The sequence below is a fragment of the Streptomyces sp. KL116D genome (genome assembly GCF_030766975.1).
Taxonomy (GTDB): domain Bacteria; phylum Actinomycetota; class Actinomycetes; order Streptomycetales; family Streptomycetaceae; genus Streptomyces; species Streptomyces longispororuber_A.
In genome coordinates this window covers 67,352-87,712 of sequence record NZ_JASERH010000110.1, presented here as the reverse complement: position 1 = coordinate 87,712, position 20,361 = coordinate 67,352, and the positions used below count along the sequence as shown (strand labels likewise).

The 20,361-nt window shown below is 72.1% G+C and carries 15 protein-coding genes and 2 pseudogenes; 13 read left to right on the top strand and 4 right to left on the bottom strand.

Features of this window, described 5'->3' with window-relative positions; all coding sequences use genetic code 11:
• Nucleotides 1-14 precede the first annotated feature (14 nt).
• The 5 genes and pseudogenes from RBJ77_RS43260 to RBJ77_RS43240 all read left to right on the top strand — a co-directional run.
• Nucleotides 15-841 (top strand): annotated as a pseudogene (locus tag RBJ77_RS43260) (type II secretion system F family protein).
• A 77-nt stretch (nt 842-918) separates the two neighbouring features.
• Nucleotides 919-1,704 (top strand): type II secretion system F family protein, encoded by a 786-nt coding sequence (locus RBJ77_RS43255; RefSeq protein ID WP_372350023.1) that lies wholly within the window; start codon nt 919-921, stop codon nt 1,702-1,704.
• 283 nt (nt 1,705-1,987) lie between these two features.
• Nucleotides 1,988-2,125, top strand: coding sequence for a DUF4244 domain-containing protein (locus tag RBJ77_RS43250; protein WP_372350022.1), 138 nt, complete (start codon nt 1,988-1,990; stop codon nt 2,123-2,125).
• Entirely contained in the window at nt 2,112-2,477 is a 366-nt protein-coding gene (locus RBJ77_RS43245; RefSeq protein ID WP_372350021.1) for a TadE family type IV pilus minor pilin, read from the top strand. Before RBJ77_RS43250 ends, RBJ77_RS43245 begins: the two co-directional genes overlap by 14 nt.
• Nucleotides 2,478-2,560: 83 nt before the next feature.
• Nucleotides 2,561-2,851: pseudogene (locus tag RBJ77_RS43240) on the top strand (Rv3654c family TadE-like protein); the annotation flags it as partial.
• Nucleotides 2,852-3,169: 318 nt separating this feature from the next.
• Here RBJ77_RS43240 and RBJ77_RS43235 read toward each other — a convergent pair.
• A complete protein-coding gene (locus RBJ77_RS43235) occupies nt 3,170-5,728 on the bottom strand; it encodes a DEAD/DEAH box helicase (protein ID WP_372350020.1) in 2,559 nt (852 codons plus the stop codon).
• Between the two features lie 82 nt (nt 5,729-5,810).
• Between RBJ77_RS43235 and bldG the strand changes: the two genes are divergently transcribed.
• From bldG to RBJ77_RS43205, 6 genes are all read left to right on the top strand, one after another.
• Nucleotides 5,811-6,152 (top strand): anti-sigma factor antagonist BldG, encoded by a 342-nt coding sequence (gene bldG, locus RBJ77_RS43230; RefSeq protein WP_003975386.1) that lies wholly within the window; start codon nt 5,811-5,813, stop codon nt 6,150-6,152.
• Between the two features lie 87 nt (nt 6,153-6,239).
• Complete coding sequence (locus RBJ77_RS43225; RefSeq protein WP_372350019.1) at nt 6,240-6,680, top strand: ATP-binding protein; 441 nt, start codon at nt 6,240-6,242, stop codon at nt 6,678-6,680.
• A 267-nt stretch (nt 6,681-6,947) separates the two neighbouring features.
• Nucleotides 6,948-9,350 (top strand): sodium-translocating pyrophosphatase, encoded by a 2,403-nt coding sequence (locus RBJ77_RS43220; RefSeq protein ID WP_372350018.1) that lies wholly within the window; start codon nt 6,948-6,950, stop codon nt 9,348-9,350.
• 229 nt (nt 9,351-9,579) lie between these two features.
• Nucleotides 9,580-10,161 (top strand): small secreted protein, encoded by a 582-nt coding sequence (locus RBJ77_RS43215; RefSeq protein WP_372350017.1) that lies wholly within the window; start codon nt 9,580-9,582, stop codon nt 10,159-10,161.
• Nucleotides 10,162-10,528: 367 nt separating this feature from the next.
• Nucleotides 10,529-12,052 carry a methyltransferase gene (locus tag RBJ77_RS43210; RefSeq protein ID WP_372350016.1) on the top strand — a complete coding sequence of 508 codons (1,524 nt, stop codon included), beginning with the start codon at nt 10,529-10,531 and terminating at the stop codon, nt 12,050-12,052.
• A gap of 163 nt (nt 12,053-12,215) precedes the next feature.
• Nucleotides 12,216-12,413, top strand: a complete 198-nt coding sequence (locus tag RBJ77_RS43205) for a hypothetical protein (protein ID WP_372350015.1) — start codon at nt 12,216-12,218, stop codon at nt 12,411-12,413.
• A 62-nt stretch (nt 12,414-12,475) separates the two neighbouring features.
• On the opposite strand, the gene RBJ77_RS43200 is transcribed toward RBJ77_RS43205, so the two are convergent.
• The 3 genes from RBJ77_RS43200 to RBJ77_RS43190 all read right to left on the bottom strand — a co-directional run bounded on the left by RBJ77_RS43200 (nt 12,476) and on the right by RBJ77_RS43190 (nt 13,863).
• Nucleotides 12,476-12,754 carry a TM2 domain-containing protein gene (locus RBJ77_RS43200; protein WP_372350014.1) on the bottom strand — a complete coding sequence of 93 codons (279 nt, stop codon included), beginning with the start codon at nt 12,752-12,754 and terminating at the stop codon, nt 12,476-12,478.
• Between the two features lie 226 nt (nt 12,755-12,980).
• Nucleotides 12,981-13,391, bottom strand: a complete 411-nt coding sequence (locus tag RBJ77_RS43195; protein WP_372350013.1) for a DUF2752 domain-containing protein — start codon at nt 13,389-13,391, stop codon at nt 12,981-12,983.
• Entirely contained in the window at nt 13,375-13,863 is a 489-nt protein-coding gene (locus RBJ77_RS43190) for an NINE protein (RefSeq protein WP_372350012.1), read from the bottom strand. Before RBJ77_RS43190 ends, RBJ77_RS43195 begins: the two co-directional genes overlap by 17 nt.
• Before the next feature lie 395 nt (nt 13,864-14,258).
• Between RBJ77_RS43190 and topA the strand changes: the two genes are divergently transcribed.
• Together topA and tmk are read left to right on the top strand one after the other, a co-directional pair.
• Nucleotides 14,259-17,087: a type I DNA topoisomerase gene (topA, locus tag RBJ77_RS43185; RefSeq protein WP_372350011.1), complete on the top strand. Its 2,829-nt coding sequence runs from the start codon at nt 14,259-14,261 to the stop codon at nt 17,085-17,087.
• 138 nt (nt 17,088-17,225) lie between these two features.
• On the top strand, nt 17,226-20,360 hold the full coding sequence (gene tmk, locus RBJ77_RS43180; protein ID WP_372350010.1) for a dTMP kinase: 3,135 nt from the start codon (nt 17,226-17,228) through the stop codon (nt 20,358-20,360).
• Nucleotide 20,361: the final 1 nt, after the last annotated feature.

Sequence of the window (20,361 nt, the reverse complement as noted above, 5' to 3'; positions counted from 1 at the left end):
TGGGGCTTCTCGGGGTGGTGGCGGTGATGTGGGCGTGCGAGTGGCGAGGCGCCGAAGTGCGGCGGGTGCGCGCCGTGTTGGGGGCGGGTGCCGGGAGTGGGGGGCGCCCGGCCGGGTGGCGGAGTGGGGGCGAGCGGTGGTGGGGGTTCGTGCGGGCGCGGCCGGAGTGGGGGTGTGTGATCGGCGGTTCGGTGGTCGGCATCGTCGGAGCCTCGCTGCTGCCGTCGTGCTCGGGGCCTGCGCGGTGCCCGGTGTGGCGCGGGTGCGCCGGGCAAGGGCGGCGCGGCGGGCCCGGGAGCGGCGGGGTGACGCGGTGATCCGGTTGTGCGGGCTGTTGGCCGGCGAGGTGCGGGCAGGGCGGCAGCCGGGGGAGGCGTTGGCCGTGGCCGCCCGCGAGCCGGGGGCGTGGCCCGGTGCGGGAAGTGCGGCGGTGGTGGCGGCGGCCCGGTTCGGCGGGGACGTGCCCCGTGCGCTGCGGGCGGCGGCGGGTGAGCCGGGCACGGAGGGGTTGCAGGGGCTCGCGGTGTGCTGGCACGTGGCGGTCGACCGGGGTGCCGGGCTCGCGGCCGGGCTTGACCGGCTCGCTGAGGCGTTGCGGGCGGAGCGGGACCAACGGGCCGATCTGAGAGCCCAGTTGGCCGGCCCGTGGTCGACCGCGGTGATGCTCGCCGGGCTGCCGGTGCTGGGGCTGTTGCTCGGGTCGGCGATGGGGGCGCGACCGCTCCGGGTGCTGCTGCACACCGGGCCGGGGATCGGGTGCCTGGTGGTCGGCGGGGTGCTGGAGGCGGCGGGGATGTGGTGGGCGGTGCGGATCGTGCGGGGTGCGGAGGAAGTGGGGTGAGAGGGGTTCGGCGGGTTGTGCGGATCGGTCGTGCGGGTGGCGTGCGTTGCGGTGGATCGGGCGGATGAGGAGGGGCGATGGAGGTTTTCCACAGGCTGGGGGTAGTGCTGTGCGTCGGCGCGGTGGTGGCGTTGCTGGTCCGGGACGCCGTGGGACGGCGGCGGGAGAGGGCGCTGCGACGGCGGGTGCGGGTCGTGCTGGAGGCGGTCGTCGCGTCGGAACCGCGGCGCAAGGCGGTGCGGCTGCCGGCTCCGGTGCGGCGGTGGGCGCCGGTGGCCGGAGCCGTGAGTGCCGGGTACGTGCTGGTCGGGGGTGTGGCCGGGGTGGCGGTGGGAGCGCTGGCCGGGGTCGGGGTGTGGCGGTGGTGGCGTGATCGTGCGGCCGGGGCGGAAGCCGGGGGTGGGGGTGGCGCCCGGGGCGAGGCGGAGCGCCAACTCCCGCTTGCAGCCGACCTGTTGGCGGCCTGTCTCGTGGCCGGGGCGGATCCTGTGGAGGCGGCGCGGGCAGTCGGGGAGTCGTTGGGTGGGCCGGTCGGGCGGGGGCTCGCGCGAGGTGCGGCGCAGGTTCGACTCGGCGGTGAACCAGGGGTGGCGTGGCGGGAGTTGGCCGCGACTCCGGGGGCCGGCCCGTTGGTACGGCTGCTGGAGCGGGCCGGTGAGTCGGGGGCCCCGGCGGCGGCGCCCGTCGCGCGCTTCGCCGCGGAGTGCAGAGCCGCGCGGGGGCGGAGGGCCACGGCCGTGGCGCGCCGGGCGGCGGTGGCCGTCACGGCGCCCGTGGGGCTCTGTTTCCTGCCCGCGTTCCTCGTGATCGGGGTGCTGCCCGTGGTGATCGGGCTCGCGGGTGGGGTGTTGGGCCGTACGTGAGGGGTGAGCGGGTGAGTGGGTGAGGGGGTGGTGTGTGAGGCGGTGATTCGGGGGGCGGGTTCCGAGCGGGGTGCCGCGGCTGGTTGTGCGGCTGCTTCGGCGGCTGGTTCCACGAGCGACGTCGACGACTGATTTCGACGACTGATTCCGATGGCTGAGTTCCTTGATCTGTACGGGGGTTGAGATGGGTGGAGTGCGTAGGACGACGACGGTGTGCGGGAGGCTGCGGGAGCGGGTCCTCCGGTGGGCGGGATCGGTGCGGTCGGCGCGCCGGGACGCAGGGATGGTCAGCGCCGAGTACGCGGTGGGGCTGATCGCGGCGGTGGGGTTCGCCGGGGTGCTCTACCAGGTGGTGACGAGCGACGTGGTGCAGTCCGCGTTGCAGTCACTGGTGGCGAAGGCACTCCATGGCTCGTTCTGAGAGGCCGGGGCGCGACCGGGGGTTCGTGACGGCGGAGGCGGCGGTGGTGCTGCCCGTGCTGGTTGCGTTCACGATGGCGCTGATCTGGGCGGTGCTCGCGACGTCGGCGCAGATCCGCTGCGTGGACGCGGCGCGGGCCGGGGCCAGGGCGGTGGCCCGCCAGGAAGCGCGGGACGCGGCCGTCGCCGCCGCCCGGGAAGCCGCGCCGCCGGGAGCCCGGGTCGAGGTGAGCCGGGAGGGCGACCTGGTCCGGGTGACGGTGCGGGCGCGGGCGGCCGGACCCGGGCCGTTGGGGGTGGAGCTGTCGGCGCAGGCGGTGGCGGCGGCCGAGGAGACGGTGGGGGACGCGTGAGGGCACGAGGTGGGGGTGGGCGGCGAGGCGCGGTACGGCTGGGTTCGGATCGCGGGTCCGCGACCGTGTGGGTCGCGGTGGCGATGGCCGCCGTGGGCGTGGTGTTCGGCGCGGTACTGGCCATGGGGCAGGCGGTTCAGGCGCGGCACCGTGCGGGCGGTGCGGCCGACCTGGCGGCGCTGGCCGCGGCCGACCGCTGGATGGAGGGGAGTGCGGACGCGTGCGCCATGGCCGGGCGGGTGGCCAGGGCCCAAGGGGCGAGGGTCGTGCGGTGCGCGGTGTACGGGGAGGTCTCCGACGTGACTGCGGCCGTGGGTGCCGGGGCGTTCGCGGCAGAGGTCAGGGCGCGGGCGGGGCCCGCGGGGCCGGTTCCGCCGCCGGGGCCGGGGTCGGAGTCAGGGCCGGGGCTCACCGGTTCGGCCGAACCCTCGCGATTCGGATCCGACCCCGCGCTCGTAGCCGTAGCCGAACCTAAATCCGTAGCCAAAGCCAAAGCCGAGGCCGAGGCCAAAGTCAGAGCCGAAGCCGAAGCAGTACCCGAGGCCAAAACCGTAGTCAGCAGCGCACGACACGCCGGGGCTGACACCGAAATCGCAACTGCGGGTACGAGGTCAGGTGCAGCCACGGCCACGGCCACGGCCACGGCTACGGCCACAGACACAGCCACAGCGACAGTCGCAGCGGCCAGAGCCTCAAGCGTCGACCGGAGCGGCCCCGGCACCCTCCGCTCCGGAACCCTCCGCCCCGGCACCTTCCGCCCCCGCATCCCCGGCACCGTCTCCCGCCGCCGCACCATCCCCCACCGCACCCTTGAGCAGCACGGAAAGGAGGCGTACCGCGCCGCGCTTGTGCAGCGGGTCGTTGCCGTTGCCGCACTTGGGGGACTGGATGCAGGACGGGCAGCCGGCCTCGCACTCGCAGGAGGCGATCGCCTCGCGGGTGGCGGTCAGCCACTCCCGGGCGGTGTGGAAGGCGCGCTCGGCGAAGCCCGCGCCCCCGGGGTGGCCGTCGTAGACGAAGACCGTGGGGAGCAGCGTGTCGGGGTGGAGGGGGATCGAGACGCCGCCGATGTCCCAGCGGTCGCACGTGGCGAAGAGCGGGAGCATGCCGATGGAGGCGTGTTCGGCGGCGTGCAGGGCGCCGCCGAGGATCTCGGGGTTGATGCGGGCCGCGTCGAGCTGGTCCTCGGTCACCGTCCACCAGACCCCGCGGGTGCGCAGCGTGCGCGGGGGGAGGTCGAGTTTCGTCTCGCCGAGGACCTCGCCGGTGATGAGGCGGCGGCGCAGATAGCCGACGACCTGGTTGGTGACCTCGACCGAGCCGTAGCACAACCGGCCCTCTCCCCAGGGGACTTCGACGTCGGTCTCCAGGATGGAGATGGTGGTGGTGTCGCGGGCGGTGGTCGAGTAGGTGGGGTTGGCGGGCTCGACCAGGGCGACGTTGTCGTCGAGGTCGAAGTGCTTCACTACGTAGGTGCGGCCCTGGTGGAGATGGACGGCGCCGTCGTGGACGGTCGTGTGGGCCGAGCCCGCGTCGACCGTGCCGAGGAGCCGGCCCGTGCTCGCCTCGACGATCTGGACGGGGTCGCCGCCCTCGCCGCGGATGTCGGCCAGGTCGGCGGCGGATTCGCGGCGGGTCCAGTGCCACGCCTTCGTCCCCGCGCGCCGGCGCAGCAGCTTCGCGGCCTCCAGCTGCGGGAGCAGGTCCGTGGTCGTCGGTCCGAAGAGGTCGAAGTCGGTTTCGGTGAGCGGGAGTTCGGCCGCGGCGGCGCACAGGTGCGGGGCGAGGACGTACGGGTTGTCGGGGTCCAGGACGGTCGACTCCACCGGCTGGTCGAAGAGGGCCTCGGGGTGGTGGACCAGATAGGTGTCCAGCGGGTCGTCGCGGGCGACGAGGACGGCGAGCGCGCCCTCGGCGGAGCGGCCCGCACGGCCCGCCTGCTGCCACAGGGAGGCGCGGGTGCCGGGATAGCCCGCGATCACGACCGCGTCCAACCCCGAGACGTCGACGCCGAGTTCGAGGGCGGTGGTGGCGGCCAGGCCGAGGAGTTCACCGGAGTGCAGGGCGGCCTCGATGGCCCGGCGTTCCTCGGGGAGATAGCCGCCGCGGTAGGCGGCGACGCGCCGGGCCAGCGAGCGGTCCACCTCGGCGAGGCGCTCCTGGGCGATCACCGAGATCAGCTCGGCGCCGCGCCGGGACCGGACGAAGGCGACCGAGCGGACGCCCTGCACGGTGAGATCGGTGAGCAGGTCCGCCGTCTCGGCGGTCGCGGTCCGCCGCACCGGGGCGCCCTTCTCGCCCTGCATCTCGGTGAGCGGGGGCTCCCAGAGGGCGAAGACGAGCTCGCCGCGGGGCGAGGCGTCGTCGGAGACCTCGACGATCGGCAGACCGGTCAGCCGCCGCCCGGCGACCGCCGGCTCGGCCGCGGTGGCCGAGGCGAGGAGGAACACGGGGGAGGAGCCGTAGCGGGCGCACAGCCGGCGCAGCCGCCGTACGACCTGGGCGACGTGCGAGCCGAACACGCCGCGATAGGTGTGGCACTCGTCGATGACGACGTACTTCAGGGCCTTGAGGAAGGAGGACCAGCGCGGGTGGGACGGGAGTATCCCCCGGTGCAGCATGTCCGGGTTGGTGAGGACGTAGTTGCCGTACTGGCGTACCCACTCGCGTTCCTCGAAGGGGGTGTCCCCGTCGTAGACCGCCGGGCGGATCGCCGTGCCGAGAGGTTGTGAAAGTTCCTTCACCGATCGGCACTGGTCCGCCGCCAGAGCCTTGGTCGGGGCGAGGTAGAGCGCGGTCGCGCCGCGGCCGTTCGGGGCCTCGGAGCCGTCGAGGAGCGTCGTCAGGACCGGGGCGAGGTAGGCGAGGGACTTGCCGGAGGCGGTGCCCGTGGAGACGACCACCGACTCGCCGTCCAGCGCGTGCTCGGCCGCGCGTGCCTGGTGGGCCCAGGGATGCTCGATTCCGGCTTCCTGCACGGCCGCGATGACCTCGGCGCGGATCCGGTCCGGCCAGACTGCATGACGTCCCGGGCGAGGGGGCAAGTGCTCCGTATGAGTGATGCGCGCAGCCCGGCTCGGACCCGAGGCGAGCCGGTCCAGGACCGCACCGGGAGAGGGGCGGGAGCCTGTCGGCGCCGAGGGTCGTTCGGATCGGTGATTCTTGGCCATCGGCACCGAGTGTGTCACTGGCGTGACGGACAATGCTCCCAAGGCGTCGTGCACGCCTGCCGGTAAGTGATTGAATGCCATCGCGGCTGGCGAACCGTCCCGGGGGATCATGCCGAGGTGTCCCCGAGGGGCGACCGCTCGATAGCAAGGTGCTGGAGGATCCGTGGACCTGTCCCTGTCGACCCGTACCGTCGGCGATCGTACGGTCGTCGAGGTCGGTGGCGAAATCGATGTGTATACCGCGCCCAAGCTGCGCGAGCAGCTGGTCGAGCTGGTGAATGACGGCAGTTTCCACCTTGTCGTCGACATGGAGGGCGTGGACTTCCTCGACTCCACCGGGCTCGGCGTGCTGGTCGGCGGTCTCAAGCGTGTGCGCGCCCATGAGGGCTCGCTGCGCCTGGTCTGCAACCAGGAGCGCATTCTCAAGATCTTCCGTATCACCGGCCTGACCAAGGTGTTTCCGATCCACACCTCGGTCGAGGAAGCCGTCGCGGCGACCGACTGATCCGGCCGATCCGGTAGACAGCGGGGATCGGGCGGTCTGTGGCCCGCCCGGTCCCCGAGAGCACGCCCGTACGTCCGAGGGGGATGCATGGCCACCGTCGAACTCCGCTTCAGCCCTCTGCCCGAGCACGTCCGCACGGCCCGCCTGGTGGCGGCCGCGGTGGCGCGCAGGGCCGGCGTGGACGAGGCCGTGCTCGACGAGGTCAGGCTCGCCGTCGGCGAGGCGTGCACCCGCGCCGTGGGTCTCCACCAGAGCGGCGGCATCTCGGCGCCGGTGCGGGTGGCCCTGATCGAGGAGGAGAAGCAGTTCTCCATCGAGGTCGGGGACGAGGCGCCCCACGCGGTCGCACCCGCCGGTGCGTCCGGCGCGGCCCCTGACGCCGCCGACGATCCCGACGCGGAGGGCGAGGACGAGATGGGTCTCGCCGTCATCAGCGGCCTCGTGGACGACGTCGAGGTCAGCGCCGGCGCGGACGGCGGCCTCATCCGGATGACCTGGCCGACGACACCGGCGACACTCCTGCCGTAGCGCTCGGGCCATGTGCCTTTTTTCTCAAGCCCTGTTCACTCACCGGTGAACAGGGCTTTTTCATGTAATTCCTAGATCGTCGATCATTGATAATGCCTCCAGGGAATTAGCGGGTTTCTTCGCGGCTGGATCGGATCGGTGTTCGTCGATCATTTGCCGGGTAGCAGAAGAAGAACAATTCCGTTTACCGCGCACTGTTTTGATCAGGTTCCGCTCCCTACAATCCGTCCACAATCTTGAGCTCAGCCCAAGCGTCAAGGAGGACGAATGGCGGAGCCCTCAACCCCAGCAACCTTCGCAGCCGCAGTCCTGACGGACGACAACCGTCTGATCGTCGTCGTCATCGCCGTCGTCGCGCTCGCGGCGCTCGCCGTGGCCGGTGTCCTGGTGCGCCAGGTGCTCGCCGCGGGCGAGGGCACGGAATCCATGAAGAAGATCGCCTCAGCGGTCCAGGAAGGCGCGAAAGCCTATCTGGGCCGGCAGCTGCGCACCCTCGGCATATTCGCCGTCGTGGTGTTCTTCCTGCTCATGCTGTTGCCCGCGGACGACTGGAATCAGCGCACCGGCCGTTCGATCTTCTTCTTGATCGGCGCGGTGTTCTCCGCGATCACCGGCTATATCGGAATGTGGCTCGCGGTGCGCAGTAATGTGCGCGTCGCCGCCGCGGCCAGGGAAGCGACCCCGGCAGAGGGTGAGCCCGAAAAGGATCTCACCGCCGTCTCGCACAAAGCCATGAAGATCGCTTTCCGCACGGGCGGCGTCGTCGGCATGTTCACGGTGGGGCTCGGACTGCTCGGCGCCTCCAGCGTGGTGCTCGTCTACGCGGCCGACGCGCCCAAGGTCCTGGAGGGTTTCGGGCTCGGGGCCGCGCTGATCGCGATGTTCATGCGTGTCGGGGGCGGCATCTTCACCAAGGCCGCCGACGTCGGCGCCGACCTGGTCGGCAAGGTCGAGCAGGGCATTCCGGAGGACGACCCGCGCAATGCCGCGACCATCGCCGACAACGTGGGCGACAACGTGGGCGACTGCGCCGGAATGGCCGCCGACCTCTTCGAGTCGTACGCCGTCACGCTGGTCGCCGCGCTGATCCTCGGCAAGGTCGCCTTCGGTGACGCGGGGCTCGCCTTCCCGCTCCTCGTGCCCGCGATCGGGGTCGTCACGGCGATGATCGGCATCTTCGCGGTCGCGCCACGCCGGGCGGACCGTTCGGGAATGAGTGCCATCAACCGGGGCTTCTTCATCTCCGCGCTGATCTCGCTCGCCCTCGTCGCGGTGGCGGTCTTCACGTACCTGCCGGGGAAGTACGCCGATCTGGACGGTGTCACCGACGCGGCGATCCGCGCCAAGGACGGGGATCCGCGGGTCCTCGCGGTCGTCGCCGTGGCGATCGGCATCGTCCTCGCGGCCCTCATCCAGCAGCTCACCGGCTACTTCACCGAGACGACCCGGCGCCCGGTCAAGGACATCGGCAAGACGTCCCTGACCGGCCCGGCCACCGTGGTCCTCGCGGGCATCTCCATCGGGCTCGAATCGGCCGTCTACACGGCGGTGCTGATCGGGCTCGGGGTCTACGGGGCGTTCCTGCTCGGCGGTACGTCGATCATGCTCGCGCTGTTCGCGGTCGCGCTGGCCGGCACCGGGCTGCTCACCACCGTCGGGGTCATCGTCGCCATGGACACCTTCGGCCCGGTCTCCGACAACGCGCAGGGCATCGCCGAGATGTCCGGCGACGTCCAGGGCGCGGGCGCGCAGGTCCTCACCGACCTGGACGCCGTGGGCAACACGACGAAGGCCATCACCAAGGGCATCGCCATCGCGACGGCCGTCCTCGCGGCGTCCGCGCTCTTCGGCTCGTACCGGGACGCGATCGTCACGGCGGCCCGCGACGTCGGCGAGAAGGTCGGCGAGGGCGGGCCGATGAACCTGGTGATGGACATCTCGCAGCCCAACAACCTGGTGGGGCTCATCGCCGGCGCGGCCGTGGTGTTCCTGTTCTCCGGGCTCGCCATCAACGCGGTCTCCCGGTCGGCGGGTTCGGTGGTCTACGAGGTGCGGCGGCAGTTCCGCGAGCACCCCGGGATCATGGACTACACCGAGCAGCCCGAGTACGGGCGCGTCGTCGACATCTGCACGAAGGACGCGCTGAGGGAGCTGGCCACACCGGGTCTGCTCGCCGTCATGGCGCCGATCGCGGTCGGATTCACGCTCGGTGTCGGGGCGTTGGGCGCCTATCTCGCCGGGGCCATCGGCACCGGCACCCTGATGGCCGTCTTCCTCGCCAACTCCGGTGGCGCGTGGGACAACGCGAAGAAGCTCGTCGAGGACGGGCACCACGGCGGGAAGGGCAGCGAGGCACACGCGGCCACCGTCATCGGCGACACCGTCGGCGACCCGTTCAAGGACACCGCCGGGCCCGCCATCAACCCGCTGCTGAAGGTGATGAACCTCGTCGCGCTGCTCATCGCGCCCGCGGTCGTCAAGTTCAGCTACGGGGACGACGCCAGCGTGCCCGTACGGATCGTCGTCGCCGTCATCTCGCTGGGCGTCATCGTCGGCGCGGTGTACGTGTCCAAGCGGCGCGGCATCGCGGTCAGCGACGACGAGGACGACGGGAACGGGAACCCGGGCGGCCGGGTGCCGAAGCCGGCCGATCCCGCGGTGGTGTCGTAGACCACCGCCGCATCCCAACAGGTGGGCGGACAGCACGTTTTGACGTGGTGTCCGCCCACCTAGGTGTCCACCTGTGCGTTCTGAACTCCGCCGGGTTTTCCGCGTACTTCTTCCGTGAGCCTTCTCTCCCTTGGTGCAAATGGCTGCTAAAGGTCTACAAACCGGTCTTATGGGGCGTCCGACGTGGGATTGTCGTGTGCTCGGCGTGTAAGTTCCGGGGCCGAGAGCCATGGAAGGGACCAATCCGGTGAACAAGAAGCTTGCTGCCGCACTGTCCGGCGGTGCGGTACTGGTACTGGCGTTGTCGGGCTGCAGCGACGACAGCAACGAGAAGCTGGACTCCTGGGCCAAGCAGGTCTGTGACGCGGTCCAGCCGCAGGCGAAGAAGATCGAGCAGGCGAACACCGCGATCCAGAAGCAGACCTCGGACAACAGTGAGCCGGCCGACGTCCAGAAGACGGACTCGCAGGCGTTCCAGGACATGTCCGACGCGTACAAGGCGATCGGTGACGCGGTCGACAAGGCGGGGGCTCCGCCGGTCGACGACGGCGAGACGAAGCAGCAGAACGCCGTCAAGGAGCTGGACAAGATCTCGACGTCGTACGCGGCCCTGAAGAAGCAGGTCGACAAGCTCGACACGGACGACCAGGCGAAGTTCGCCGAGGGGCTCAAGGGGATCGCGGGTGAGCTCGACAAGTTGAGCCAGAGCGGGAGTGACGCGCTCAAGAACCTGGAGGAGGGGGACGTGGGGAAGGCGATGGCCAGGCAGGAGAGCTGCAAGAGCGCGTCCGCTTCGCCGTCGGGTTCCTAGGTTCGGGTGGGTTTACGTCCCCGGGGTTGCGCCGAGTGCGCGGCGCCGGGGGCGTTGTCGTCTGGCTGTTTGCGCTGCGACGGGGGCGCCTTTGCGTCTGCCCTGTCGGTGCCCTGTCTGCGGGTGCGGGTCTCGTCGTGGCTGGTCGCGCAGTTCCCCGCGCCCCTTTAGGGCGCCCGGTTGTCCGTATGTTGCGCAGTTCCCCGCGCCCCTTCAGGGCGCCTGGTCGTCCGTATGTTGCGCAGTTCCCCGCGCCCCTTCAGGGCGCCTGGTCGTCCGTATGTTGCGCAGTTCCCCGCGCCCCTTTGGGGCGGCTGGTCGTTCGTTGGGCGCGCCCCCCTGGGGCGGCTGGCGGCACAATGGGGGCGTGAGTTCTACCGCCTCTGTGCCCTTGCCTGCCGCCGATCGATCCGACGTCACCCGCGCTCTGCGTGATGCTCTGCTCTCCGCCGAGTTCACCGCGGACGGGCTGCTCGAACTGCTCGGGGCGCCCGCCTACGCGGCGCTCGCCCGCAGTGAGACCGTGCCCGCCCTGCGGGCCACCCGGGGCGAGGGCCCCCTGGAGACGCTCGTCCGGCTCTTCCTGTTGCAGCAGCCTGTGCCCCGTGGACGGGTCGCCGGGGTGCTGCCGCTCGACGCGTGCCTGGAGAGCGGATGGCTGCGGGCGAGCGGTGACGAGGTCGCCGCGGCCGTGGACGTCCGGCCGTACGGCGGTCCCGACGGCGAGGACTGGTTCATCGTGTCCGACCTGGGGTGTGCGGTCGGTGGCGCCGGTGGCATCGGCAGCCACGACGAGGGCGTCGTGCTCGGGGTCGGCGGGGCGTCCACGACGCTGGCCGGGATCACCGTGCGGACGCCCGTCGCCGCCGCCCTGGACATCGGCACCGGCTCCGGCATCCAGGCGCTGCACGCCTCCCGGCACGCCACGCAGGTGACCGCGACCGACCTCAACCCGCGCGCGCTGCACATCACCGCGCTCACCCTCGCGCTGAGCGGGGAGCCCGCCGCCGACCTGCGGGAGGGCTCGCTGTACGAGCCCGTCGACCAGGGGGCCGGGGCGACGTACGACCTGATCGTGTCCAACCCGCCCTTCGTGATCTCGCCGGGCGCCCGGCTGACGTACCGCGACGGCGGTATGAGCGGGGACGATCTGTGCCGCTCGATCGTTCAGGGGGCGGGGGAGCACCTGAACGACGGGGGACACGCACAGTTCCTGGCCAACTGGCAGCACGTGGAGGGGGAGGAGTGGACCGAGCGGCTGCGCTCGTGGGTGCCGCGCGGCTGCGACGCCTGGATCGTGCAGCGCGAGGTGCAGGACATCACGCAGTACGCGGAGCTGTGGCTGCGCGACGCCGGTGACCACCGCACCGATCCGGCCGAGTACGCCGCCCGGTACGACGCGTGGCTGGACGAGTTCGAGGCGCGCAAGGTGAAGGCCGTCGGGTTCGGCTGGATCACCCTCAGGAAGACCGGTGCCGCCGAGCCCTCGATCGTCGTCGAGGAGTGGCCGCACCCGGTCGAGCAGCCGCTCGGCGACACCGTGCGGGCGCACTTCGCGCGGGTCGACTGGCTGCGCGCGCACGACGACGCGGCGCTGCTCGAGTCCTCGTTCAGGCTCTCGGGCGAGGTCGTGCAGGAGCAGGTGGGACTGCCCGGCGCGGAGGACCCCGAGCACGTCGTGCTGCGGCAGGGCCGCGGCATGCGCCGGGCGACGAAGGTGGACACGGTCGGCGCCGGGTTCGCGGGCGTCTGCGACGGGGCGCTGAGCGCCGGCCGGATCCTGGACGCCATCGCCCAACTCATGGGCGAGGAGCCGGTGTTGCTGCGCGACCGCACGCCCGCGCAGATTCGCACCCTGGTCGAGCAGGGCTTCCTGGAGCCCGTCGCCTAGCCACCGGATACGGGCCGGATACGGGCCGGGCAAGGACCGGTCAGGGGCCGGACAGCCGTACTTCGCCTGGTGCTGTACAAGAGTTCACCCCGGGTTCCCCCGCCCGTGTCAGCCTCTCCGGCCTGGGCACCCGAGAACGGGCGCGAGGCGGGGAGGCAAGGCGATGGAGAGTACCCCTGCGGTCTTCGCGGGCACGGTGTTCGCACTGTTCGGCGCGGGCCTGCTGCTGTGGACGGGGGCGCGCACGGCGCATCGCGAGCCGGTGGCGTACGGGGCGCGCCCGGTGGCGTCGGCGGTGCTCGCCGGGGCGGTCGGCGTCGGCGCGCTGGCGCTCGCGGCGTGGTGTTTCGGCCAGGTGTGACGTCCGGAGACGACGGAGCCCGCCTCGCAACGGCGAGGCGGGCTCCGTCATGTGTGCGGGCGTCAGCCGCGCAGCACCCGGCCCTGGGAGTCGGTGCGGTCGTTGCTCGTGAAGAACAGGATCGCGTCGATCAGGGCCCAGATGCCGAGGCCACCGCAGGTGAGCAGCTGGGCGACGCCCACGCCGACGCTGCCGACGTAGAAGCGGCCGATGCCCAGGCCGCCCAGGAAGAGCTGCAGAACGCCGGCGACGATCTTCGACTTGTCGGAGTACGGACGGCCCTGCGGGTCGTAGCCGTAGGGGGCGTTGGGGTCGGCCGGGCCGGGCTGGGCGTAGGACATGCCGGATGCTCCTCGGGGACAACAAAAGGGGCACGACGAGGCCGCCGTGCTCCTGAGCGGATGGGTGAGGCAGATGCGCCGTGTGGGGACGTTGCGCGGCCTCGGAAAGCCCAAACTTAGAGGCACGTGCTGCTCGCCCGGCCCTGAAAGTGGGTTTCGTGGCGGGTTTGTGACCTGAGTGGTACGTGGGACGGCGACGCGGCCGTGCGGCGGCGGTGACGCCGGGTCAGACCACGTTGCGCAGCACGGTCCAGACGACCGCGACGATCAGGATCGCGGCCTGGGCGCGGGGCGGGACGGCGGGCCGCCAGCGGCGACCGCGCAACCCCTCGTAGGCCCACCGGCCGAGGAGGGCGAGGGCGAACGGAGCGGCGAGGAGCAGCAGTCGGTTGTCGTGCCAGGCGGCGGTGAACTGACCGTGCATCAGGTCGTACACCATGCGGGTCCCGCCGCAGGCCGGGCAGAGCTGCCCGGTGACCAGCCGGAAGGGGCACCGCGGCAGCCAGTGGCCGGCCTCGTGCGGGTTCGTGCCGTACAGGTAGAGCGCGCCCGCGGCCCCGGCGACGAGCACCCCGACCGGGGCCGCCGCCGGGTGCCGCCACAGCGCCGTGGCGCGGCGGTCAGCCGCGCAGGACACGGCCGTTCGCGTCCGTCGTGTTGCTGCTGCAGAGCAGGATGATGCCGTCGATCAGGGCCCAGATGCCGAGGCCGCCGCAGGTGAACAGCTGGGCGAGGCCGAGGCCGACGTTGCCGATGTAGAAGCGGCCGACGCCGAAGGAGCCCAGGAAGAGCTGGAGCACACCGGCGACGATCTTCGACTTGTCGGAGTACGGGCGACCGTAGGGGTCGTAGCCGTACGGCGCGTTCGGGTCGTAGGCGGCCGGCATGCCGGGCGCGCCCTGGGGCGGGTAGCCGCCGCCGGCCGGGGCCGAGCCGGGGTAGGGGTAGCCGTAGTTCGGCTGGCCGCCCTGCGGCGCGCCGTAGCCGGGCTGACCGCTTTGGGGGGCGCCGTATCCGGGCTGGGGAGCGCCCTGCTGCGGGTAGCCGTACGGGTTCGCGCCGGGCTGCTCCGGCGGGGGCTGCTGGCCGTAGGGATTGCTGTCGGACATCGGGCTGCTCCTGGGTCGGGATGCCGTGGGGACGAGCCGGAGGCTCCCGTCGGGCTCCCCCAGCCATCCGCCATCTTGTCAGGAGCGGGTAAGTACGGGGAGCGAGGGCGGGCAAGAGCAGCGCAATAGCAGCGCAACAGGGACGCTCGTGACAGAAACGTGGCACGCACAGTGATCTCTCGGGTACCCGGAGCAGAGGAGTCCGCTCACCGGTCCGGGGGCAGGATCACGAGGAGTCGGGTTACCGTTCCGAGTGGCTGCTGCGTGCTTTTCCCGTTTGACACACCGGCGGGAGGTACCGTCACACTCCGCAGCAGTGCCGCATCAGCGGCCGCCAGCACGACCCGTACTGCGACCAGAACGGCCCGAACCGCCGACCGGAGAGAAGAGCGAAGTTGTCCCCGACCAGCGAGACCGCACAGGGCGGCCGCCGACTCGTCATCGTGGAGTCGCCCGCCAAGGCGAAGACGATCAAGGGCTACCTCGGCCCCGGATACGTCGTCGAAGCGAGCGTCGGGCACATCCGCGACCTCCCCAACGGCGCGGCCGAGGTCCCCGAGAAGTACACCGGCGAGGTGCGCCGCCTCGGCGTCGACGTCGAGCACGACTTCCAGCCGATCTACGTGGTCAACGCTGACAAGAAGTCCCAGGTCAAGAAGCTCAAGGACCTGCTGAAGGACTCCGACGAACTCTTCCTGGCCACCGATGAGGACCGCGAGGGCGAAGCCATCGCGTGGCACCTCCTGGAGGTCCTGAAGCCCAAGGTTCCCGTCCACCGGATGGTCTTCCACGAGATCACCAAGGACGCGATCCGCTCCGCCGTCGCCAACCCGCGCGAGCTCAACAAGCGCATGGTCGACGCCCAGGAGACCCGCCGCATCCTCGACCGCCTCTACGGCTACGAGGTCTCGCCGGTCCTGTGGAAGAAGGTCATGCCGCGCCTGTCGGCGGGCCGCGTCCAGTCGGTCGCCACCCGGCTCGTCGTCGAGCGGGAGCGCGAGCGCATCGCCTTCCGCTCCGCCGAGTACTGGGACCTGACCGGCACGTTCGCGACCGGCCGCGCCGGTGACCCGTCCGACCCGTCCTCGCTGGTCGCCCGCCTGAGCGCGGTCGACGGCAAGCGCATCGCGCAGGGCCGCGACTTCGACTCGCTCGGCCAGATCAAGGGCGGCAACTCGGCGAACACGCTGCACCTCGACGAGGCGAACGCCCGGGCGCTCGCCGCCGCCCTGGAGCACACGTCGTTCTCCGTGCGCTCCGTCGAGTCGAAGCCGTACCGCCGCTCGCCGTACGCACCTTTCCGTACGACGACGCTGCAGCAGGAGGCCTCGCGCAAGCTGGGCTTCGGTGCGAAGGCGACCATGCAGGTGGCGCAGAAGCTGTACGAGAACGGCTTCATCACCTACATGCGTACGGACTCCACGACCCTGTCCGACACGGCGGTGGGCGCCGCCCGCGCCCAGGTCACGCAGCTGTACGGCGCGGACTACCTGCCGGACAAGCCGCGCACCTACGCCGGCAAGGTCAAGAACGCGCAGGAGGCGCACGAGGCGATCCGCCCCTCCGGCGACCGCTTCCGCACGCCCGCCGAGACCGGTCTGACCGGCGATCAGTTCAAGCTGTACGAGCTGATCTGGAAGCGGACCGTCGCCTCCCAGATGAAGGACGCGGTCGGCAACTCCGTCACCGTCAAGATCGGTGGCACCTCCGCCGACGGCCGCGACGCCGAGTTCAGCGCGTCCGGCAAGACGATCACGTTCCACGGCTTCCTCAAGGCCTACGTCGAGGGCGCCGACGACCCGAACGCGGAGCTCGACGACCGCGAGCGGCGCCTGCCGCAGGTCGCCGAGGGCGACCCGCTGTCCGCCGAGGAGCTCTCGGTCGACGGCCACGCGACCAAGCCGCCGGCCCGCTACACCGAGGCCTCGCTGGTCAAGGAGCTGGAAGAGCGCGAGATCGGCCGCCCGTCGACGTACGCGTCGATCATCGGCACGATCCTCGACCGCGGCTACGTCTTCAAGAAGGGGACGGCGCTCGTGCCCTCCTTCTTGTCGTTCGCCGTCGTCAACCTGCTGGAGAAGCACTTCGGCCGGCTCGTCGACTACGACTTCACCGCCAAGATGGAGGACGACCTCGACCGCATCGCGCGCGGCGAGGCGCAGGCCGTGCCGTGGCTGCGGCGCTTCTACTTCGGCGAGGGCTCGGGCGACGCCAGCGCGGCCGACGCGGGCAACGGCGACGGGGACCACCTCGGCGGTCTCAAGGAGCTCGTGACCGACCTGGGCGCGATCGACGCCCGCGAGGTCTCCTCCTTCCCCGTCGGCAACGACATCGTGCTGCGCGTCGGGCGCTACGGCCCCTACGTCGAGCGCGGCGAGCGCGACTCCGAGAACCACCAGCGGGCCGACGTCCCCGAGGACCTCGCGCCCGACGAGCTCTCGGTCGAGTACGCGGAGGAGCTGCTCGCCAAGCCGAGCGGCGACTTCGAGCTGGGCACCGACCCGACGTCCGGCCACCAGATCGTCGCCAAGGACGGCCGCTACGGTCCCTACGTCACCGAGGTGCTCCCCGAGGGCACCCCGAAGACCGGCAAGAACGCGGTGAAGCCGCGGACCGCGTCGCTCTTCAAGACGATGTCCCTGGACACGGTGACGCTGGCCGACGCCCTGAAGCTGATGTCGCTGCCGCGCGTGGTGGGCGCCGACGCCGAGGGCGTCGAGATCACCGCGCAGAACGGCCGGTACGGCCCGTACCTGAAGAAGGGCACGGACTCGCGGTCGCTGACGGCCGAGGACCAGCTCTTCACGATCACGCTCGAAGAGGCCCTGGAGATCTACTCCCAGCCCAAGCAGCGCGGTCGCGCGGCCGCCAAGCCGCCGCTGAAGGAGCTGGGCACCGACCCGGTCAGCGAGAAGCCGGTCGTCGTGAAGGACGGCCGCTTCGGCCCGTACGTCACCGACGGCGAGACGAACGCGACACTGCGCTCGGGCGACTCCGTCGAGGACATCACGCCGGAGCGCGGCTACGAGCTGCTCGCGGAGAAGCGGGCCAAGGGCCCCGCCAAGAAGACCGCGAAGAAGGCCGTCAAGAAGGCGCCGGCCAAGAAGGCCGCCGCCAAGAAGACGACCACGGCCAAGAAGACGGCGGCGAAGAAGACCACCGCCAAGAAGACGACCGCCGCGGCGAAGAAGGCCCCGGCCAAGAAGGCGGCTCCGGCCGAGTAGCCCAGTAAGCCGAGTAAGCCGAGTAAGCCGAGTAAGCCGAGTAAGCCGAGTAACAGGACAGCAGCGTGATCGGGCCCCCGCCGGGCGTTTGTTCGGGCGGGGGCCCGTTGCGTCAGTCGCTGCCGATAGGCTGGACGAATGACCCGTGCCGAGCAGCCAACGGCCCCCCACACGGCCCCAGACGACGCCCTGGTAGCGGACTCCCGAGAGCGCGCCGTGCGTGCGCTCCTGCGCGTACCGCAGTTGAAGCGACTGTGGTCGGCGCAGCTCGTCGGCGGGGTCGGTGACGTACTCGCCCTGCTTGTGCTGGTGGTGCTCGCCCTGCAGGCGGCCATCGCCGAGGGCTCCTTCGGCGGTGGATACCGGGGTGTCGCCTTCGCCGTCGCCACGGTGTTCGGCGCCCGGATCCTGTCGACGCTGCTGTTCGGCGCCGTCCTGCTCGGGCCGCTGACCTCCCTCACCACGCCCGGCGGTCCGCTCGACCGGCGGTGGACGATGGTCGCGGCGGACGGCCTGCGGGCCGTGCTGCTGATCGTCGCCCCCCTGTGGATCGACTGGGTGCCCGAGAGCGCGCTCGCCATGATCCTCGTCACGGCGTTCGTCGTCGGTGTCGCCGAGCGGTTCTGGACCGTCGCCAAGGAGAGCGCCGCTCCGTCGCTGCTGCCCGCGCCGCCGCTGGAGGGCGCGGCCGTGCGGCCGCTGCCGGACCACATGGACGCCCTGCGCCGCCTCTCGCTGCGCACGACCTTCGTCGCCGTGCCGATCGCGGCCGCGGTCCTCGTCGTCGTGACGCTCGTGCAGAACCTGATCGGCGCGGGCGTGGACTGGTTCGCGCTGCACCAGGTGGCGCTGTCGTCGTACGTGGGGGCTGGCCTGTTCGCCGCTTCCCTGTCCGTCGTCTTCTTCCTCGAACTCCCGGACACGCAGACCCCGCGCGCGCGATCGCCGCTGGAGGGGCTGCGCCGCCCGAAGACCGGTGCCGGTGTCGACAAGGGCCGGACGGGCGCGATCCCGCTGCTCGTGCTGGCCTGCGCCGCCGTCGCGGGCGCGGTCGCCGCCGCGGTCGCCGTGTCCGTGCTGCACGCCAAGGACCTGGGCGGTGGCCCGGTGACGTTCGGGCTGCTCGTGCTCGGGCTGACCGGCGGCACCGTCGTCGGGATCCGTTCCGCGCCCACCGTGCTGCCGTCGCTGTCGCGGCGCCGGCTGCTCGCGCTCAGCATCGCGCTGACCGGCGTCGGACTGCTGGCCGGCGGACTCGTCCCCGACGTGACGAGCGTGGTCCTCGTCATGGCGCTCGCCGGAGTCACCGCGGGCATCGCGGCGAACACCGGGCACACGCTCCTCGACCAGGAGGCCGAGGAGTACCGGCGGGCCCGGACGACCGAGCACCTCCAGGCCGTCGTACGGGTCGCCGTCGCGCTCGGCGCCCTGATCGCACCGCTGATCGCCGCGCTCATCGGGCCGCACCGCCTGGAGAACGGCAAGTTCGTGTTCGCCCACGGCGGCGCCGCGTTCACCCTGATGCTGGTGGGCGCCCTGCTGCTGCCGGTCGCCGCGCTCGTCCTCGCCAAGGCCGACGACCGCAGCGGCGTCCCGCTGCGGCACGACCTGAAGGACGCGCTGCTCGGCGGCAACGACCCGGTGCAGGCACCCGCCGCGACCGGCTTCTTCATCGCCCTGGAGGGCGGCGACGGCGCCGGGAAGTCCACCCAGGCCGAGGCGCTCGCCGAGTGGATCCGCGGCAAGGGCCACGAGGTCGTCGTGACGCGCGAGCCGGGCGCGACGCCGGTCGGCAAGCGGCTGCGCTCGATCCTCCTCGACGTCTCGTCCGCCGGGCTCTCGCACCGCGCCGAGGCCCTGCTGTACGCCGCCGACCGCGCCGAGCACGTCGACACCGTCGTACGGCCCGCCCTGGAGCGCGGCGCCGTCGTCATCTCCGACCGGTACATCGACTCGTCGGTCGCCTACCAGGGGGCGGGCCGCGACCTGTCGCCCGTCGAGGTCGCCCGCATCAACCGCTGGGCCACCAGCGGCCTCGTACCGAACCTGACCGTGCTGCTCGACGTCGACCCGGAGGCCGCCCGCGAGCGGTTCACCGAGGCGCCCGACCGGCTCGAGTCGGAGCCGATGGAGTTCCACGCGCGCGTGCGCTCCGGCTTCCTCACGCTCGCCGCCGGCGACCCCGGCCGCTACCTCGTGGTCGACGCCGGCCAGGAGCCGGAGGCCGTCACCACCGTCGTCCGGCACCGGCTCGACGTCCTGCTCCCGCTCTCCGACGCCGAGATCAAGGCGCAGGAGGAGGCCCGCAGGGCGGCCGAGGAAGAGGCGCGCAGGAAGGCCGAGGAAGAGGCCGCCCGCAAGGCCGAGGAGGAGCGCCTGGAGCGGGAGCGGCAGGAGCAGCTCGCCAAGCTCCGCGCCGAGGAGGAGGAGCGCAAGCGCCGCGAGCTGGAGGAGGCGCAGCGCATCGAGGCCGAGCGCCAGGCGGAGGAGGCCAGGCAGCGCGCCGAGGAGGCCCGCCGCAAGGCCGAGGCCGAGAAGGCCCGCCTGCTCGCCGAGGAGCAGCAGCGCGCCGCCGAGGAGGAGCGCCGCCGCAAGCAGGCCGAGGAGGAGGCGCGGCTGCGTGCCGAGGCCGAGGAGCGGCGTCTGGAGAAGCAGCGCAAGGCCGAGGAGGCGCTGCTGCGTGCCGAGGAGGCGCGCCGGCTCGCGGCCCAGGCCAGTGCCGCGGCCCAGGACAGCGTGACCACGCAGTTCCGCAAGGAGGACCTCCGTAAGGAGGCGCTGCGCAGGGACGACGTGCCCGACAACGAGACGACCGTGCCGACGCCCGTGCTGCGTCCGCAGCCGTCCGAGGCCGAGGAGACCACGGTCCTGCCGCCGGTCAGGGACGCCGAGGAGACCACGGTCCTGCCGCCGGTCAGGGACGCCGAGGAGACCACGGTCCTGCCGCCCGTGCGGGACGCCGAGGAGACGACGCAGCTGCCCCGCCCGGCCTCCGGTGCGGTGGATGAGACGGCGGTCCTCCCGCAGGTGCAGGACCCGGCAGCGGACAAGGTGCCGCCGGGGTACTTCCGCGACGAGCGGCCCGCCGCGCGGGGCGATTCCAACGACCGTACGGCGGAGCTCCCGCAGGTCGACGAGGAGGGCAGGCCGCGCCGCCGCCCCCGCTCGGACTGGGCGGAGGAGACGCCGCTCGACGACCTGCCGTCGCTCGCGGACGAGCTGCTCGGCGGGCAGGACGACGAGGACGAGGGCCCCCGCCGCCGGCGCCGGTAGC

Bases quoted from the DNA above. Each gene is read 5' to 3' on its own strand.
- RBJ77_RS43200 (WP_372350014.1), bottom strand. From the start codon at position 12,754: ATGTCCTACGCCCAGCCCGGCCCGGCCGACCCCAACGCCCCCTACGGC.
- RBJ77_RS43190 (WP_372350012.1), bottom strand. From the start codon at position 13,863: ATGTCCGACAGCAATCCCTACGGCCAGCAGCCCCCGCCGGAGCAGCCC.
- RBJ77_RS43250 (WP_372350022.1), top strand. From the start codon at position 1,988: ATGGTCAGCGCCGAGTACGCGGTGGGGCTGATCGCGGCGGTGGGGTTC.
- RBJ77_RS43245 (WP_372350021.1), top strand. From the start codon at position 2,112: ATGGCTCGTTCTGAGAGGCCGGGGCGCGACCGGGGGTTCGTGACGGCG.
- RBJ77_RS43205 (WP_372350015.1), top strand. From the start codon at position 12,216: ATGGAGAGTACCCCTGCGGTCTTCGCGGGCACGGTGTTCGCACTGTTC.
- RBJ77_RS43215 (WP_372350017.1), top strand. From the start codon at position 9,580: ATGGAAGGGACCAATCCGGTGAACAAGAAGCTTGCTGCCGCACTGTCC.
- RBJ77_RS43235 (WP_372350020.1), bottom strand. From the start codon at position 5,728: ATGGCATTCAATCACTTACCGGCAGGCGTGCACGACGCCTTGGGAGCA.
- RBJ77_RS43220 (WP_372350018.1), top strand. From the start codon at position 6,948: ATGGCGGAGCCCTCAACCCCAGCAACCTTCGCAGCCGCAGTCCTGACG.
- RBJ77_RS43225 (WP_372350019.1), top strand. From the start codon at position 6,240: ATGGCCACCGTCGAACTCCGCTTCAGCCCTCTGCCCGAGCACGTCCGC.
- tmk (WP_372350010.1), top strand. From the start codon at position 17,226: ATGACCCGTGCCGAGCAGCCAACGGCCCCCCACACGGCCCCAGACGAC.
- RBJ77_RS43255 (WP_372350023.1), top strand. From the start codon at position 919: ATGGAGGTTTTCCACAGGCTGGGGGTAGTGCTGTGCGTCGGCGCGGTG.